The sequence below is a fragment of the Gordonia sp. DT30 genome (assembly GCF_049844915.1).
In the GTDB taxonomy this organism is placed as follows: Bacteria; Actinomycetota; Actinomycetes; order Mycobacteriales; family Mycobacteriaceae; genus Gordonia.
In genome coordinates, this window is record NZ_JBNCLY010000020.1 from 1 (window position 1) to 17,412 (window position 17,412).

The 17,412-nt window shown below is 66.7% G+C and carries 15 protein-coding genes; 7 read left to right on the forward strand and 8 right to left on the reverse strand.

Annotated elements, in window-relative coordinates; translation table 11 throughout:
- Positions 1-172: 172 nt before the first annotated feature.
- Together ACLQ3C_RS16895 and ACLQ3C_RS16900 are read right to left on the reverse strand one after the other, a co-directional pair.
- The gene (locus tag ACLQ3C_RS16895) at positions 173-2,230 is read right to left on the reverse strand and encodes an NAD(+) synthase (RefSeq protein ID WP_425706247.1); all 2,058 of its coding nucleotides are present in this window, start codon (positions 2,228-2,230) and stop codon (positions 173-175) included.
- 41 nt (positions 2,231-2,271) lie between these two features.
- Positions 2,272-3,675 carry a WS/DGAT/MGAT family O-acyltransferase gene (locus ACLQ3C_RS16900; protein WP_425706248.1) on the reverse strand — a complete coding sequence of 468 codons (1,404 nt, stop codon included), beginning with the start codon at positions 3,673-3,675 and terminating at the stop codon, positions 2,272-2,274.
- 147 nt (positions 3,676-3,822) lie between these two features.
- Between ACLQ3C_RS16900 and ACLQ3C_RS16905 the strand changes: the two genes are divergently transcribed.
- The 6 genes from ACLQ3C_RS16905 (at position 3,823) to ACLQ3C_RS16930 (ending at position 10,271) form a co-directional block, all read left to right on the forward strand.
- Positions 3,823-4,374, forward strand: coding sequence for a nuclear transport factor 2 family protein (locus ACLQ3C_RS16905; protein WP_425706249.1), 552 nt, complete (start codon positions 3,823-3,825; stop codon positions 4,372-4,374).
- 207 nt (positions 4,375-4,581) lie between these two features.
- Positions 4,582-5,574: an acyl-ACP desaturase gene (locus tag ACLQ3C_RS16910; RefSeq protein ID WP_425706250.1), complete on the forward strand. Its 993-nt coding sequence runs from the start codon at positions 4,582-4,584 to the stop codon at positions 5,572-5,574.
- Positions 5,575-5,714: 140 nt separating this feature from the next.
- Positions 5,715-6,848, forward strand: coding sequence for a tRNA dihydrouridine synthase DusB (gene dusB, locus ACLQ3C_RS16915; RefSeq protein WP_425706313.1), 1,134 nt, complete (start codon positions 5,715-5,717; stop codon positions 6,846-6,848).
- A gap of 165 nt (positions 6,849-7,013) precedes the next feature.
- A complete protein-coding gene (locus tag ACLQ3C_RS16920) occupies positions 7,014-9,278 on the forward strand; it encodes an LCP family protein (RefSeq protein ID WP_425706251.1) in 2,265 nt (754 codons plus the stop codon).
- A 95-nt stretch (positions 9,279-9,373) separates the two neighbouring features.
- Positions 9,374-10,030, forward strand: coding sequence for a phosphate signaling complex protein PhoU (gene phoU / locus ACLQ3C_RS16925; protein WP_425706252.1), 657 nt, complete (start codon positions 9,374-9,376; stop codon positions 10,028-10,030).
- A gap of 91 nt (positions 10,031-10,121) precedes the next feature.
- Positions 10,122-10,271: a hypothetical protein gene (locus ACLQ3C_RS16930; RefSeq protein WP_425706253.1), complete on the forward strand. Its 150-nt coding sequence runs from the start codon at positions 10,122-10,124 to the stop codon at positions 10,269-10,271.
- A 26-nt stretch (positions 10,272-10,297) separates the two neighbouring features.
- On the opposite strand, the gene pstB is transcribed toward ACLQ3C_RS16930, so the two are convergent.
- From pstB to ACLQ3C_RS16960, 6 genes are all read right to left on the reverse strand, one after another.
- Entirely contained in the window at positions 10,298-11,074 is a 777-nt protein-coding gene (pstB, locus tag ACLQ3C_RS16935; protein ID WP_425706254.1) for a phosphate ABC transporter ATP-binding protein PstB, read from the reverse strand.
- Between the two features lie 65 nt (positions 11,075-11,139).
- Positions 11,140-12,069, reverse strand: a complete 930-nt coding sequence (gene pstA / locus ACLQ3C_RS16940; RefSeq protein ID WP_425706255.1) for a phosphate ABC transporter permease PstA — start codon at positions 12,067-12,069, stop codon at positions 11,140-11,142.
- Entirely contained in the window at positions 12,066-13,154 is a 1,089-nt protein-coding gene (pstC, locus tag ACLQ3C_RS16945) for a phosphate ABC transporter permease subunit PstC (RefSeq protein ID WP_425706256.1), read from the reverse strand. The genes pstA and pstC overlap by 4 nt, the downstream gene beginning before the upstream one ends.
- A gap of 53 nt (positions 13,155-13,207) precedes the next feature.
- On the reverse strand, positions 13,208-14,332 hold the full coding sequence (gene pstS / locus ACLQ3C_RS16950) for a phosphate ABC transporter substrate-binding protein PstS (protein WP_425706257.1): 1,125 nt from the start codon (positions 14,330-14,332) through the stop codon (positions 13,208-13,210).
- A gap of 175 nt (positions 14,333-14,507) precedes the next feature.
- On the reverse strand, positions 14,508-15,488 hold the full coding sequence (mshD, locus tag ACLQ3C_RS16955; protein ID WP_425706258.1) for a mycothiol synthase: 981 nt from the start codon (positions 15,486-15,488) through the stop codon (positions 14,508-14,510).
- The gene (locus ACLQ3C_RS16960) at positions 15,466-16,260 is read right to left on the reverse strand and encodes a winged helix-turn-helix transcriptional regulator (protein WP_425706259.1); all 795 of its coding nucleotides are present in this window, start codon (positions 16,258-16,260) and stop codon (positions 15,466-15,468) included. The genes mshD and ACLQ3C_RS16960 overlap by 23 nt, the downstream gene beginning before the upstream one ends.
- Positions 16,261-16,440: 180 nt before the next feature.
- Between ACLQ3C_RS16960 and ACLQ3C_RS16965 the strand changes: the two genes are divergently transcribed.
- Positions 16,441-17,406, forward strand: a complete 966-nt coding sequence (locus ACLQ3C_RS16965; RefSeq protein WP_425706260.1) for a DUF2993 domain-containing protein — start codon at positions 16,441-16,443, stop codon at positions 17,404-17,406.
- Positions 17,407-17,412: the final 6 nt, after the last annotated feature.

Here is a 17,412-nt window from a genome sequence, read left to right on the forward strand (position 1 = left end):
CCACGATCGACCCACACCGCCGACCACAACCCGCCTACCACCGACGCACCCTACGCCTCGACAACGTCGCCGCCTGAACACACTGCCCCACAACACTTTCCCGACCCGCACCCGGCCCACCGGGACCGCATCCGTACCTTGACAACTCCACAGAGAACCCGCCTCGGCTTATTCACTCGCCGTGCAGCTCGTCCAGCCAGGCCTGCGACGACGCGTCCGACGGTGACCGCCAGTCACCGCGTGGCGAAAGCGAACCGCCCGAACCGATCTTGGGTCCGTTGGGCATCGCGGAGCGCTTGAACTGATTGGCCATGAACCGTTGACAGAACACCGTCAGCCACTTCTCGATGGTCGCGTCGTCGTAGACGTTGCGGTCGCGGAGCGGCTCGGTGTCCCACGGCGCGCGGTCGACGGCACCCCACGCCTGCCGGGCGAGGAAGTTGATCTTGCTGGGGCGATAGCCGAAGCGGGTGAGGTGATAGAGGAAGAAGTCGTGCAATTCGTAGGGCCCGACCGCATCCTCGGTGGACTGAATCGCGCCGTCGGCACCCGGCGGCACCAATTCGGGCGAGATGACGTCACCGAGGATCTCGGCGAGCACCTTGCTGGTCGTATCCGAGAACTCGCCGGAGTCGATCATCCACCGGATCACGTGGCGCACCAGCGTTTTCGGGACAGATGCGTTGACATTGTAGTGCGACATCTGATCACCGACACCGTAGGTACACCAGCCGAGCGCCAGCTCGGAGAGGTCGCCGGTGCCGAGCACGATCCCGCCGTTATGGTTGGCCAGCCGGAACAGATGTGACGTCCGTTCACCGGCCTGCACATTCTCGAAGGTGACGTCGAAGACCTTCTCGCCGTGGGCATACGGGTGGTCGAGGTCGGCCAGCATCTGCTCGCATGACGGCCGGATGTCGATCTCCGCGCCGCTGACACCCAGGGAATCCATCAGCGCGTGTGCGCGCTGCAGGGTGGCATCGCCGGTCGCGAAGCCGGGCATCGTGTAAGCCAGGATGTTGGTGCGCGGCAGACCGAGTCGATCGAAGGTGTCGACGGCAACCAACAGCGCCAGCGTGGAGTCGAGGCCACCGGATACCCCGATGACGATCTTGTCCAGCCCGATCGCACGCAATCTGGCCGCCAGGCCCTGTACCTGGATGTTGCCGACTTCGCGGCAGCGTTCGGCGAGATCGCCGGTGCCGCTGGGCACGAATGGGAATCGTGGGATGCCGCGGCGCAGGACGTCGGCACTGCCGGTCGCATCGGCGGCGTCGGCCCGGGCACCGGCGCCCGGAAGCGCGCCGAATGAGAAGGGGATGCGCCGCAGTCGTTTCAGATCATCGGCATGATCACCCACCTGGTCGCGCATGCTCGTCATGCGCATCCGCTCCTGACGCAGGCGATCGAGATCGATATCGGCACTGATGGATTGGCCGCCGAACTCGAATCGGCGGCTGCGGGCCAGCAGCGAGCCGTTCTCGGCGATGAGTGCGTCACCGTCCCACGCGAGGTCGGTGGTCGATTCGCCGAAGCCGGCCGCCACGTACAGGTGCGCGGCAACGCAGCGCGCGGAATGACTGGTGCCCAAGAGGGTTCGGTAGGACTCCTTGCCCACCGTCACCGGGCTGCCGGACAGATTCGCGAGGACGGTGGCACCGCCCAGCGATGCCCATACACTCGGCGGGATCGGCACCCATCCGTCCTCACACACCTCCACGTGTAGCGCGAAGCCCGGGAGGTCGGTGGCCTCGAAGATCAGGTCCGCCCCGAAGGGCACTTCGGTGCCGAGCACCGTCGCCGACTCGCGCGGGGCGTCGCGGGCGGCGGCGTAGTAACGCTTGTCGTAGAACTCCCGGTAATTGGGCAGATACGACTTCGGGACCACGCCGAGCAACCGGCCGTCGCGGAGGACCGCGGCGCAGTTGTAGAGCCCGTCGCCGACCACGAGTGGGAGCCCCACCGCGACTAGCGGCGCCAGACCCGCACTGGCCGCGATGACCTCGGCGAGCGCGCGCAGAGAGCCCGACAGCACCGCGTCCTGCTGGACGAGGTCGTCGACGCTGTAACCGCACAGACCCATTTCGGGGAAGACGACCAATGAGGAGCCGTCGGCGGCGGCCTGCCGCATCAGGTCGATCGTCGTCTCGGCGTTGGCTTTCGGGTCGGCGACACGAACTACCGGGACAGCTCCGGTGACCCGCGCGAACCCATGGTCATAGACAGACACGTCCCTCAGCCTAGTGCGGGCGCCGCCGCGGAACCGCGAATTCAGTCGTCACACGCCTCGAGCAACTCCTTGAGCTGGTGATCGAAGGCCATCGCGATCACTTCCACATCCGGCACCTCGTCGGGGCACGTCAAGATGCCGACGTTGAGATGCCCATTGACGGAGAAGACGGTGATGTTGAGTCCCAACCCGTGGAAGATCGGGCCGAGCGGGTAGATGGCGTTGACCCGCGCCCCGCAGAAGTACATCGGAAAGTCGGGGCCGGCGACGTTGGACACCGTGACGTTGTAGACGGGCGGGTGATTCAACGAAAGTTTGCGATCGCCGTAGAACTTCATCAGCGTCGACAACGCAGCGCCCGGCGCGAACTGCGCCCACGCCCGCAGAATGTTGGCGTCGATGCCCGCGTGATGCTCCTTGGCGCGGCGCGCCAACTCGCCCGCCCGCTCGAGACGCTCGACCGGATCGGCGATATCGGAGGGCAGTTCGGTGAACATTCCGGTCACCTTGTTGGTGCCGTTGACCATCAGGTCGGTTTCGTCGGCACCATGCACCGACACCGGGACCAGCGCCACCAGCGGGCTGCCCGGCAGGTCGCCGTGGTCGGCGAGGTATTCACGTAGCGCACCGCCCACCATCGCGAGCACAACGTCGTTCAACTTCACCCCGAAGCGATTCTTCACCCGCTTGACGTCATCGAGCGACAGTTGAGTCGTCGCGATGCTGCGGTGCGGGGAGATCGGGCCGTTGAACACGGTGCGGGGAGCGGCGAACGGGACGGGCATCGCGGTGTGGGAGCGGGAACGGCGGAACCATTCGACGGGCACGCTTGCCGTCTGCGGCAGGAGCTTGGCCATCGCGACAGGCCGCTGCACAAAGTAGTTGAGTGCGCCGGAGAGCACCATGCCCGTGCGGTTGGCCCCGCCCGCGTTCTCTTCGAGCTTCTCCGGTTCGGGGTCGGGCTCCTCGGGAGTCAGGCTGCAGAGCCGGCCGAGGACCTCGGCCGTGGTGACTCCGTCGACACTGGCGTGATGCATCCGCAGGAATGCGCAGATCTTGCCGTCGGCGCTGCCCTCGATGATCCACAGCTCCCACAACGGCTTGCCGCGGTCGAGCGTCTGCCCCGCCAGATGCCCGCACAGCTCGTGCAGTTCACCGTCGCCGGCGGGGGACGGCAGTGCCACGCGGTGCACGTGCCGGTCGATGTCGAAGTGATCGTCCTCGACCCAGACCGGATGGTCGATGTTGAGTGCAGAGTTCTCGAGTTTGCGCCGCAGCACCGGCATCGCGGCAACTCGTCGGTTGATCTGCCCGCGCATCCGGGCAAAGCTGTAGCCACCGGGAATGGTGCTCGGGTCGAGTTCGAGGAGTCCGACGACGTGCATCAACTGCGAGCGTGTCTCCAGATACAGGAATGACGCGTCCAATCCACTCAACCGCTGCATTGCGGACCTCCAGTTGTTCTCGGCCGAAGCGCTTGCAGACTCCGGTGACGGCCCCTTGGCCACAACCATTCTGCTCCCCGGATTCTCCTTCTTCAGCAATTGCACGATTCGACCGATTCGACTGTCCACCGGCCGTAGGGTGGACAGGTGTCCAACTCGTCTCATGCCCAAGATCTCTCTGCCGCCCAGGGCCGGTTCAGTGCCCACGAGCTGACCGATGCCTTCGCGACATTCCAGCAGACCGTCGCCGAGGTCGGCGTCAGCCGGGATTGGGACCGGTACGCCGAGCTGTTCACCACCGATGCCGATTACATCGAGCATGCGTTGGGCACGATGCACGGGCGGGAGGAAATCCGATCATGGATCTGGCGGACGATGACCGCCTTCCCGGGAAGTCACATGACCGGCTTCCCCGCGCTGTGGCACGTCGTCGACGCCTCGACGGCCCGCGTGATCAGCGAAGTGGACAATCCCATGCGCGATCCCGGGGACGGCAGCCTGATCACGGCCACCAACATCACGATCCTCACCTACGCCGGCGACGGCTTGTGGTCGTGCGAGGAGGACGTCTACAACCCGCTCGAATTCGGCACCGCCGCCATGCGATGGTGTGAAAAGGCCGCCGACCTCGGTACGCTCGACGACAGCGCGGCGCAATGGATGCACCGGATCGGGCCGGCCTTCGCCGCGCGCCGGTGATCACGGGGGATGAACATCGCGATGGCTCGCCGGAGACAAGATCGCGACATCTGGTTACGATGCCGTAAGTAGCGGCTTTTGCTGGGTTTGGTATATGCCGTACCCTTTGGCAGCGACCCAAACCCCCGGTACCGACCGCTTGTACCAACACAGAGCGTGTGCGCACCGCGCCTCACACGTATGCGACCACCGTTCGGAGGAACCCACATGGCACGTGAACTGACTCAACTGGAGCTTCTGCAGGAACTCGCTCCGGTTGCCGAAGACAACGTGAACCGGCACCTCAACATCACCCGGGACTGGAACCCACACGACTACGTCCCGTGGGACGAGGGCCGCAACTACGCAGCGCTCGGCGGCACCGATTATGACCCCGAACAATCGCAGCTCGACGAGGTCGCCAAGGCCGCGATGATCACCAACCTGCTGACCGAGGACAATCTCCCCTCGTATCACCGCGTGATCGCCAACAACTTCACGATGGACTCCGCGTGGGGCCACTGGGTGGGCCGCTGGACCGCCGAGGAGAACCGGCACTCGATCGTCATGCGTGACTACTTGGTGGTCACCCGCGGCGTCGACCCGGCCGCCCTCGAGGCCGACCGCATGGTTCACATGACCAACGGCTACTCCCCGGAGTCCGCCGCCGGTGACCGCGTCGAAGAGCTGATGGAGAAGGGCCAGAACATGGGCCTTCTGCATTCCGTCGCCTACGTGACCTTTCAGGAACTGGCCACCCGGGTGAGCCACCGCAACACCGGCAAGGCCTGCAAGGACCCCCTCGCCGACAAGATGCTCCAGCGCATCGCCGCCGACGAGAACCTGCACATGATCTTCTACCGCAACATCTGCGCCGCGGGCATGGACATCGCCCCCGACCAGACCCTGCGCGCGGTCACCGACATCGTCACCAACTTCCAGATGCCCGGCGCCGGAATGCCCAACTTCCGCCGGCATGGCGTGCTGATGGCCAAGCACGGCATCTACGACCTGCGCCAGCACCTCGAAGAGGTCGTGCAGCCCGTACTGCGCAAGTGGAACGTCTTCGACCGCGACGACCTGGGCAGCGAGGGCGAACGAGCCCGCGAGGAGCTCAGCGCCTTCCTCGGGCAACTCGAGAAGGACACGATCCGATTCGAGGAGATGCGCGACCGCGCCCTCGCCCGTGAGGCCAAGAAGCGGGAGCAGCGGGCGTCCTGAGTACCGCACCGACTTCCACCGCACCGGCGTCCTCGACCATCGAGGACGCCGGTTCGGCGTCTGTCGCGAACCCGTCTGTCCCAACCCCGTCTGGCCCAACCCCATCTGGCGCGAACCCGTCTGTCGCGAACCCGTCTGGCCTGCGCATCGGCCCGTTCGAGTTGTCGAGCCCGGTCGTCCTCGCACCGATGGCCGGGGTGACCAACGTCGCCTTCCGGACGCTGTGCCGGGAACTCGAACTCGCCCGCACCGGTACCGTGTCCGGGCTCTACGTCTGCGAGATGGTGACTGCGCGCGCACTCGTCGAGCGGCACCCGGTGACGATGCACATGACCACCTTCGGCCCGGACGAGAATCCCCGGTCGATGCAGCTCTACACGGTCGATCCGCGCTACACCTACGAGGCCGCGAAGATGATCGTCGACGAGAACCTCGCCGACCACATCGATATGAACTTCGGCTGTCCTGTGCCCAAGGTCACCCGAAAGGGTGGCGGCTCGGCCATCCCCTACAAGCGGACCCTGTTCCGCAACATCGTCGCCGCCGCGGTCCGTGCCACCGAGGGAACCGACATCCCGGTCACCGTGAAGTTCCGCATCGGCATCGACGACGCACACCACACGCACCTCGACGCCGGCCGGATCGCCGCCGCAGAGGGCGCGAAAGCTGTTGCGCTCCATGCCCGTACCGCGTCACAGCGATACTCCGGGCAGGCCGACTGGGATGAGATCGCCCGACTCAAAGAGCACATCACCGACGTCCCGGTACTCGGCAACGGCGACATCTTCGAGCCCGCCGACGCCGTGGCCATGATGCGGCAGACCGGCTGCGACGGGGTGGTCATCGGCCGTGGCTGCCTCGGCCGGCCGTGGCTGTTCGCCGAGCTCGCCGCCGAGCTCAACGGGCTGGCCGCCCCCACCCCACCCACCCTGGGCGAGGTCGCAGCGATCATCGTGCGGCACGGCGAGCTGCTCGCCGACCATCACGGCGAGGACAAGGGCATGCGTGAGATCCGCAAGCACGTCGCGTGGTATCTGCGCGGCTTCCCGGCGGGTTCGGATCTGCGCCAACAACTTTCGCTGGTGACCACGCTCGGGCAGCTGCGCGAGCTGGTCGGCTCGCTGCCCGCCGACACCCCGTTTCCCGACGATGGTCACGGCCCGCGCGGGCGTCAGGGTTCGCCGGCCAAGGTGGCGCTGCCCGAGGGCTGGCTCGACGACCCCGACGAGGACGTCGTGCCGGCCGGCGCCGAGGTGATGCATTCGGGCGGCTAGGGCCACCACCAACCCGCCAGCAGGCCGGCGGGAATGCCGGGCGGCGAATAGTAAGTAAGATGTCGCAAGGCCTTGCCGAGCAAGGCCCCACAGTGGTGCGTGCCGCTTGCGTTGAGCCCCGACGACGCGGTCCACAAGAACTTCCGGGGCATGAGGAACTGTCAGTTGAGTCGTTGGACGCGGAACAAGGGCACACAGCCGGGTGACGGCGACGACGGCCCGGACCGAGGCGACCGCCGCCGCGCCGACGACAACCTCGGTTCGGGATCCGCCGGGCCGGAGTCCGGAGGCTCGGCCGACGCGAACCGTCTGCGCGAACCGCGCTCGGCCGACCGGTTCGTCCGGGGCCGCGACCGGCTCACCGTCCGCCAGCTGATGGAACAGATGAACGCGGCCGAGAGCCAATCGGCCGCCCCTGGCGCCGCCGACGACGACTCCCCCACCCAGGCGATTCCCACCAGCCGGCCCCGTCTGCGACGGCCACGTCCCGCGGCCGGACCGACTGCGGCGGCGCGTCCCCCGCAGGACGACGCGCCGACCGAGGCGATCGGCCCCATCCGTGGTGGGACCGGCCCGGACAACGGCACACCGGCCCCGCCCCCCGATCGGTACCAGCCCGCCGACGTGACCCAGAAGATCCCGCCGGTCACCGACCCCCCGACCGGCGTCGACCTCTCCGATCAGGCGACCGCACGCCGGGTCTCCGAGGAATCACGGGCCCAGGGCACACCGATCGTCCCCGGGCCCGTCGGGGAAGCCGAGCCGTCGGTAGCCGACGACACCCCCGTCGAGACCACCGAACCCGCCGAACCCACGACGAGCGCGGCTGCCGGCCCGCCGCTGCAGCGCACCCCCGACCTGACGGCGATGGCCCGGTCGCAGCCCCGCCGGGTTCCGCCGCGTGGCCGGCGACAGATCATGCGCCGCAATGTCACCGTCACCTGTCGCATCCTGGTCACCCTGGCGTGTGTGGTCGCGCTCGTCGGTACCGGCTTCGTCTGGGGCTATCTGAAATCGGTGAACGGCAACTGGCGCAACATCATGGCCGTCAACACCGACGACGCCAACATCCGCAACAAGAACGCCCAGTACGGCGACGAGAACTACCTGATCGTCGGCACCGACACCCGCAGCGGCAAGAACGGTGACGTCGGGGCGGGGACCACCGCCGACGCGGAGGGCGCCCGCTCGGACACCGTCATCCTCGTCAACATCCCGGCCGACCGCAGCCGGGTGGTCGCCGTCTCCTTCCCCCGGGACCTGCAGGTCGATCGACCGCAATGCCAACAATGGAACAACGACAAAGGCACCTACGGCGCCACCCTCGACGCCGAGAACCAGGTCAAGCTCAACAGCGTCTACGCCTTCGGCGGACCACAGTGCCTGGTGCGGGTGATCACGCAGATGAGCGGCCTGCGCATCAATCACTTCATCGGCATGGATTTCGCCGGGTTCGAGAAGGTCGTCAACGCCGTCGGCGGCGTCGAGGTGTGCTCGACCCAGCCCATCTACGATTACGAGCTCGGTCAGATCCTGCGTAAACCGGGTAAGCAGAAGCTGACCGGCGGGCGTGCCCTCAACTACGTGCGGGCACGCATGGTCTCCACCGAGGGCAACGGCGACTACGGCCGCATCAAGCGTCAGCAGCTGTTCATGTCGTCGCTGCTGCGCTCGAGTCTGTCGAGCAATGTGCTGACCAACCCGTCCAAACTGAACTCCATCGTCAACACCTTCATCCAGTACAGCTACGTCGACAACGTCAACACCGAGTCGCTGCTGAAACTTGCCGAATCGATGCAGGGCATCGAGGCCGGGCGGGTCTCGTTCATCACCGTGCCCACCACCGGAACCGCAACCGACGGCAGCAACAACGAGTTGCCCAACACCGACGCGATCGACGCGATCTTCAACGCGATCATCGACGACCGGCCCCTTCCGGGTGAGAAGGCCGACAAGTCGGGTTCCAGCTCGTCGAGTAGCCGGCCCGCGCCGACGCCCCCGCCCGCACCGTCGCGGGTGTCGGCCACGGCCCAGAATCCCGGTAACGTCGAGTTGCGCGTCCTCAACGGCACCGGCCGCAGCGGGGTCGCCAGCGAGGTGTCCGACCAGATGTACGCACAGGGCTTCAACGTGCAGGGCGTGGCCGACGCCTCGGAGAACCGTTCCGACACGGTGATCCGCTACGGCACCGGTTCCGAGGACTCGGCGGCCACCGTCGCAGAGATGTTCCCGGGCGCATCGATTCAGCTCGACCGGACGGTACGCTCCGGCGTCGAGGTCATCCTCGGGTCGGGTTTCGACGGCTCGGTGGGTACTGCGCCCGCGGTCGGCACCACGCTGTCGGCGGCGGCACTGCCACCGGCATCCAACACCTCGGATCTGCCCAATGACCTGGCGATCACCAACGCCGGTGACACCACCTGTTCGTGACCGGTCCGGCCACCGACAGCCCGCCGATCACCGTTCACGGGCTGTTCACCGGGTTGGGGAGAGACCCCGCGTGATCATGGCAGTAGCCTTGATACATGCGGACCGCCTACCAGGAACAACTGCATTCACTCAACGCCATCTTGGGTGAGATGTGCGATCTTGCGGGCTCGGCCATGGAACGCGCCACCCGCTCGCTGCTGCAGGCCGACCTCGCCATTGCCGAAGACGTCATCAGCGAGAACGCCCGGATGAACGAACTGACCACCCGCGCCGAGGAGCAGGCCTTCGGGCTGTTGGCCCTCCAGGCGCCGGTGGCCGGAGATCTGCGTGGCATCATCAGCGCGCTGCAGATCGTCGCCGACGCCGACCGGATGGGCGCCCTCGCGCTGCACGTCGCAAAGGTCGCGCGCCGCCGGCATCCCGCCAAGGCCCTGCCCGAAGAGGTTGCAGGCTACTTCGCGGAAATGGGCCGGCTGGCCGTACATCTCGCGCGCAACGCCCGCGAGGCGCTCGACACCCAGGATCCGCAGGCAGCCATCCGTCTCGAAGAGGACGACGACGCGATGGACGATCTGCACCGGCATCTTTTCACGGTGCTGATGGACCGCGAATGGAAGCACGGGGTGGCCGCCGCGGTCGACATCACGCTCTTGGGGCGCTACTACGAGCGCTTCGCCGACCACGCCGTGATGATCGGACGCCGCGTGGTGTTCCAGGCGACCGGGAAGACCCTCGAGCAGCTCGAGGTCTGAGCCCCCGCCCCCGCACATCGATGTGGCGAGCGCCGATGTGCGGGGGCATCGATGTGCACCGGCGGGCGCCGAGGGGCTAGGGTAGCTCGCCATGGGCCTGCACTACCCCGAGCCGGACTTCAACGCCGTCGCCGATGAGGACGACGATCCGCACGCCGGCCGTGGCCGCCAGTTCATCGCCTACGGTGGTGTGATCCTGTCGCTGCTGGCCCTGCTGGTGATTCTCTACGTCACCATGTGAGCCGGGGTCTGTGAACCGGCCCGCGCTCAGCCGAAACGGCCCGAGATGTAGTCCTCGGTCTCGCGCTTGGTCGGGTTGGAGAAGATCGTTTCGGTGTCGTTGAGCTCAACGAGCTGACCGGGCTGTCCGACGCCTTCGAGATTGAAGAATGCCGTCTGGTCGCTCACGCGTGCAGCCTGCTGCATGTTGTGGGTGACGATGACGATCGTGAACTCGTTCTTGAGCTCGCCCATCAGATCCTCGATGGCCAGGGTCGAGATCGGATCGAGCGCCGAACACGGCTCATCCATCAGCAAGACATCCGGCGACACGGCGATCGCCCGCGCGATGCACAGTCGCTGTTGCTGGCCGCCGGAAAGTCCGCCACCGGGCTTGTCGAGGCGGTCCTTGACCTCTTCCCAGAGATTCGACCCACGCAGGCTGCGCTCGCAGACCTCGTTCAGTTGACTCTTGGAGCAGCCACCCTGCAATTTGAGTCCGGCGACGACGTTGTCGCGGATCGACATCGTCGGGAACGGATTGGGGCGCTGGAACACCATTCCGATGGTCGTGCGGACGCTGGTCGGGTTCACGCCCTTGCCGTAGATGTCCTCGCCGTCGAGGAGCACGCTGCCCTCCGCATACGCGCCGGGGACCTCCTCGTGCATCCGGTTGAGGGTGCGCAGCACGGTCGATTTGCCGCAGCCAGACGGGCCGATGAACGCCGTGATGCTGCGCGGCGGAACCGAGAGCGTCACGTCCTTCACGGCGTGGAACTTGCCGTAGTAGGCGTTCAGGTCTTTGATGTCGAGGCGCTTGGCCATGGCACTGCTACTTTCTCCGACGATCGATCGGTGACGGCGACGCGCTTCGCGTCGGCGCACCCGGCTTACTTGGTCTTGGGCGCCAGGTACTTCGAGAGCACCGCGGCGATGACGTTGAGGACGGCGATGATGAGGATCAGGGTGAGAGCCGCACCCCAGTAGTAGAAGGACGAGGCCGGCTGGCTGGCCGACCACATGTCCTTGATGAACAGCGGCAGCGAGTTCATCCCGCCCTCGAACGGATTGGTCTTGACCAGCGAACTGGCCGGACCGGCGAGGATCAGCACGGGAGCGGTCTCACCCATCACCCGGGCGATCGCGAGAACGATGCCCGAGATCATGCCCGACAGCGCGGTCGGGATGACGACGCGCAGGATCGTCTTCCATTTGGAGATGCCCAGCGCATAGGACGCCTCACGCAGCTCGTCGGGAACGAGTTTCAACATCTCCTCGGTGGACCGTACGACGATGGGGATCATCAGCAGGATGAGCGCGAGGCTCACCATGAATGCGCTCTGCCCCATCGACAGTCCGATGACGAACACCGTGAAGATGAACAGCGTCGCCACGATCGACGGCACGCCGGCGAGGATGTCGACCATGAAGCTCACCGGCTTGACCAGCTTCGACGTGGGATATTCGACCAACATGACAGCGGTCAGCACGGCGATGGGCACCGAGATGATCGCGGCGAGGAACGCCTGGATGATCGACCCCACGATGGCCGGTGCGGCGCCCGCGCCGAATTGCGTGGTGGTGTCGATGCCGTACGCGTCACCGAACCACCAGTGGGGATCGGTGAGTGCACCGAACCCGTTCGAGACGACCGTCCACAGCAGCCACACCAGCGGTATCACTCCGAGCACGAAGCAGATCACAAAGATCGCCCGGGCGGCATTGTTGCGGATGCGGCGACTCGCCGAGACGGGGCGGAAGGCAGAGCCGGATTGTTTGACGGGTCCGCCGCCGGGGCTTGCATCGAGCCTGATGCTCATCCGTTCACCTTTCCACCGGCGACCGATCGGGCGATCGCATTGACCACGAATGTCAGGATGAACAGCACCAGGCCGGCCGCGATGTAGGCGCTCTGCGTGTCGCGGCTGCCGACGAACTCACCGACATCACGGGCGATCTTCGAGGCGAACGTGTCACCGCCCTCGAACAGCGACCAGTGCAGACGGCCGACGGCCGAACTGAGAATGATCATCACCGCGATGGTCTCGCCGAGCGCGCGCCCCAGGGCGAGCATCGCCGCGGCGATCATGCCGGAGCGCCCGTACGGGAACGAGGTCATCCGGATGACCTCCCATTTGGTCGCGCCGAGCGCAAGAGCGGCTTCCTTCTGCCCGCTCGGCGTCTGGCGCAACACCTCTCGCGTGATGGAGGTGATGATCGGCAGCATCATGATCGCCAGCACGATGCCGGCGGTGAAGATGGTGCCGCCCCCGGCCACCGACGTGCTGCCCGACCCGAAGAGGAAGAACCAGCCGAAGGTGCTGTTGATCCAATCGGCGACGGGCGCGATGACCGGCGCGAGAATGTAGATACCCCACAGGCCGAAGATGATCGACGGCACCGCGGCAAGCAGGTCGATGGCCCCGCCCAGCGGCCGCGAGATCCGCCGCGGCGCGTACTCCACCAGGAACACCGCGATCCCGATGGCGACGGGTGTTGCGAGGACCAGCGCGAAGACCGACGTCAAGACCGTCGCGCGGAACAATTCCCAGACACCGAAGCGCACGGTGCCTGCGTCGAAGTCCGACGCCGCCACCTTCCACTCCGAGGAGAACAGGAAGTTGGCGTGATTGGCCGTGATCGCCGGGATGGCATCGAAGATCAGGGAGATGCCGATGCCGGCGATCAGGACGATGACCAAGAACCCCGTTCCCCGAGCGAGGTAGGAGAAGACGCGGTCGCCGATGGCACCCCGGTGGTTGCGCAGACCCGGGTGAAGGTGTTCGTCGAGTTGCCGTTCCTCGTCGGGCGGCAACTGACTGGGCACTTCGGGCGGCTGCGCGCCGGAGCCGGACGGCGTTCCCGTCCGACCCCGGCCCGTTCCGGTGGTGTCATCCACTGACATAACTCTTATCGCCTAGCTTCGGGGGTTCTTCGTCGATCACCGGATCGGGTGGATCACTGAATCGCGTTGATCGACGACTGCAGCTTCTGCTGGAAGTCGCCCGGCAGCGGGATGTATCCGGCGTTGATCAGTTCCTGACCCTGGTTCTGCGGGGCAGATGCCACGGAGAGGAAGGTCTTGACACCCTGGCCGAGCGACGAATCCGAGTACTTCGAGCAGACAATCGAATATGTTGCCAGAACGATCGGGTAAGCGCCCGCGGCGGAGGGCTTGTAGAACGACGAGGTGTCGATCACCATGTTGTGGTTGTCCGGCCCGTTCTTCAACGTGGCGGACTCGATCGTCTTGCCGCCCGTCTGTGCGTTCAGCGCCACCCCGCTGGGGTCCTTGTCGGTGATGATCTTGGCCATCGGCAGAGTGTTGGACTGCGCGTACGCCCACTCTACGTAAGCGATGGAGCCCGGCGTCGGCTTCACGGCCGCACCCACTCCGGGGTTACCCTGCTTGCCCTCACCGACGCCGCCGTTGAAGGTCTTGCCAACACCCTTGGTCCATCCGCCGGCGGCGGTCAGGTACTTCTGGAAGTTGTCGGTGGTGCCGGACTGATCGGCACGGTAGATGACGCTGATCGGCGTGGCCGGCAGGGTCTTACCCGGGTTGTCGGCGGCGATCGCCGGGTCGTTCCACGTCTTGGCCGCGCCACTGAAGATCTTGGCGAGAGTCGGGCCGGAGAGTGCGAGATCGGTGACCCCGTCGACGTTGTAGGTGACCGCGATCGGACCGAAGACCAGCGGCAGCTGCCATGCCTCGGAGCCGTTGCAGCGCTTCGCGGCGTTCTGGATCTCGGCGTCCTTCAGCGGGGAATCCGAGCCGCCGAAGTCGGTGAGGCCCTGGGTGAAGTCGGATACGCCCTGACCCGACCCGCCGCCGCCGTAGGCGAGCTCGAATCCCGGGCAGGTCTTGGCCAATGATGTCGAGAATATCTTCATCGCGTTGGCCTGCGCCGTCGAGCCGCTCGCCTTGAGCGACTGCTTGCCGGCACACGTGATATTCGACACGGCCGAGGCGGGTGCCGCGCTTGTGTCTCCCTTGTCCGCGTTACTGCTACACGCACCGAGAACGAGGCCCGAGCTGGCCGCCAGCACGGCGGCAACGGCACCTGTACGACTGAATTTCACTTCTGGTTCCTCCAGCATCAGAACACGGCAGTCCCGCCAAGCGACTCTGCCCGGTCGGACCGACCATAGGGGGCAGTGGTGGACGGTTCCCCCACGAAAGGTGAACGAGAGATGAATTGGACGACTCGGACACTTCGGAAACGTCCGCCGGCCGCGATGACCTGCGACAGCCCGCTCAGCCGTAGGCGACGTCGATGGCGTGGCGCGTGAAGCCGAGCCGCTCATAGGTGTGCAGGGCCGCGGTGTTGTCGCCCTCGACGTAGAGCAGTACCTCGTCGATGCCCCGGTCGGCGAAGTAGTGCAGGCCCGCAAGCGTCAGCAGACGTCCGAGTCCGCGGCCCTGCGCGGCGGGGTCGACTCCGACGATGTAGACCTCGCCGAGTCCCGGCCCCTGCTTCTTGGTCCAGTGAAAACCCAAGAGCGGGCGGCCCTTTGACTCATCGGCATCAGGGCTGGCACCAGGGGTGGCATCGAACGCCAGGAACAGCCCGGCCGGGTCGAACCAGTCGGATCCGACGCGTTCGGTGATCTGCTCGGGCGCCCAGCCGCCTTGCTCTGGGTGCCAGGCGAATGCGGCATTGTTGACGCGCAGGATCTCCGCGTCATCGGAAGGCCCTGCGTAGTTTCGCAATTCGATGTCGTCGGGTATCACCAGTGGGTCGAGTCCGACGGCGCCACCAGTTCGCCGCAACTGCAACAGTTCCCGGCGCCTCCTCAACCCCAGGGATGCGGCCAGCGCCTGCGCACCGGCGAGGTCTCCATGGGCCCAGGCACGTACGCGGTCCGATGACGTACCGGCCGGGCCGCCCGCCAGTTGCGCCCCGGCACCGAATGCCGCCTCCAGCAGGGCCCGGCCGTGTCCGCGGCGGCGCCGGCCGGGATCGACGACGGCCTCGATCGTGGCGGGTTCATCGTCGCGGCCGGGCCGGATGTTGGCGTACCCGGCAGCGGAGACCACATGGCGCACCGGCATGCTTCGATCGTCGATCGCGAGAACGGCCTGCTCCGATAGCGGATCCACCCCGTCGTTGTCGGTGGCCGCCGAGATCAGTCGATGTGCGTGCGCCGCCAGCTCCGGGGACAGCGAGTCGCACAAAACCGGTTCGGTGCTCTCGGATGCGGCGCCGGCGGGCTCAGGGTGCACTGAACTCCTCATCGAAGGGATCGACCTTGGCGGCGGGCCCGCCGAGATCGGCGGCCACCTCGTCGACGGCGCCATCGCCCTCGTCTGCGGTGTCCTCGGCCGATGCCGATCGTCCCCGTGTCGGCCGCACCGCCTTGTAACCGACGTTGCGCACGGTGCCGATCAGCGATTCATGGTCACTGCCGAGTTTTGCACGCAGCCGCCGGACGTGGACGTCGACCGTTCGGGTACCGCCGAAGAAGTCGTAACCCCACACCTCCTGCAAGAGCTGGGCGCGGGTGAAGACGCGACCGGCGTTCTGCGCCAAATACTTCAGGAGTTCGAACTCTTTGTAGGTCAGGTCCAGGGGCCGGCCCCGCAGGCGGGCGGTGTAGGTGCCCTCGTCGATCACGAGCTCGCCGAGGGTGACCTTGCCCGACGCTTCTTCGGTACTGACCCCACGCGTGCGCACGATCAGCAGACGCAGGCGCGCATCGAGCTCGGCCGGGCCGGTGGCGGGCAGCAGGAACTCGTCGAGCCCCCAGTCCGCATTCACCGCGACCAGACCCCCCTCGGTCAGCACCGCAGCCACCGGAACTGCCGAACCGGTGCTGCCGAGCAGCCGGCACAGCCCGCGGGCCGCGGCCAGATCGGTCCGGGCGTCGACGATGGCGACGTCCGCGTTGCCCGCCTCCATCAGCGACGACACCTCTGTCGGCGCCACCCGCACGGTGTGCGCCAGCAGCGATAATGACGGCAACACCGACTCCGGATTGGGGTCGGCGGTCAACAACAGGAGATCCACGCAATACTCCGATCTTCCTCGTCGTGCCTCGCGCACCTGACGTCCCGAGGCAGGGGCCTCGGGGATTATTCGACCCCGTTCCCGGCCACCTCGACGTTGAGGCGATCGACCGATCGCGCCGGTGAGACTTGTTTACTCCGCCTTACCAACATGTGCGCGACAGATGACAGAATAGCCGCAATGTCACGCTCGACTGTTAACAAGGCAGACTCGGAGGGCGTGACCTCGGACGCAGCACCCCACATACGCTCCCGCTTCGCGCTCCGCCGGGCCGCCCTGGTGGCCGTGGGGATCGTGGTCGTCGTGTGTGTCCTCGGGATCGTTGCCGACGTGGTCGCCGCGAGCCGCAGCGAACACCGCCTCTCGGCGTCGCTCGCAAGCGCGCCCGGCATCACCTATCCGCCCGAGGTGACCCTCGGCGGCTTTCCCTTCATCACCCACGCCTCGTCGGGCGCCTTCGGTGCGGCCACGATCACCGCGCGCGGGGTACCGATCAACGGTTGCTCCTACCCGGCCATGGGCGACTGCTTCGCCGAACTCGGGGCATCGCTGGGCTCCTTCACCGTCCCCGACGGCTTCCGCATCAGCCCCACCGACACCCTGCGGACGACGTCGGTCACCGCATACACGCTACTCAACTCGGTGAATCTGGGTCGGATGCTCGGCATCGTGGACCTCACCGTCAACACCCCGGCGACGCCCGACCGCGTGGGTGGCGGCGGTCCGCAGTTCGGCAACCTCGAACGCACCTCCGGCGTCGTGCTCACCGGCACGGTCGCGCTGCCGCCCGACTCCGCGCCACCGACCGGCCGGGGTCCCGCGCCCGAGCGCGCGCCGTCGGCCTCGGCCTACCCCGGCCCCCGGACCAAGGTGAGCGTCACCGTCGACCTGTCGGTGCGCGCGGGCCGGCTGCATCTGCAGGCCACCGGCTTCTACACCGGACCCGAAAAGCACGTCAGCTCACCGGCACTCGACGGCAACGACAAGCAGTCCCTGCGCAACGCCGTCCTGGCCCGATTCACCACCACGTTGCCCCCGCTGCCCATGCCGTGGGACCTCCCGGCCACCGGCGCCCACAGTTCGGGCAGCGACGTGCTGCTGACCGCCGAGTCCGGGCAGCGTGACCTGCAGCCCGAGCGTTTCTGACCGCAC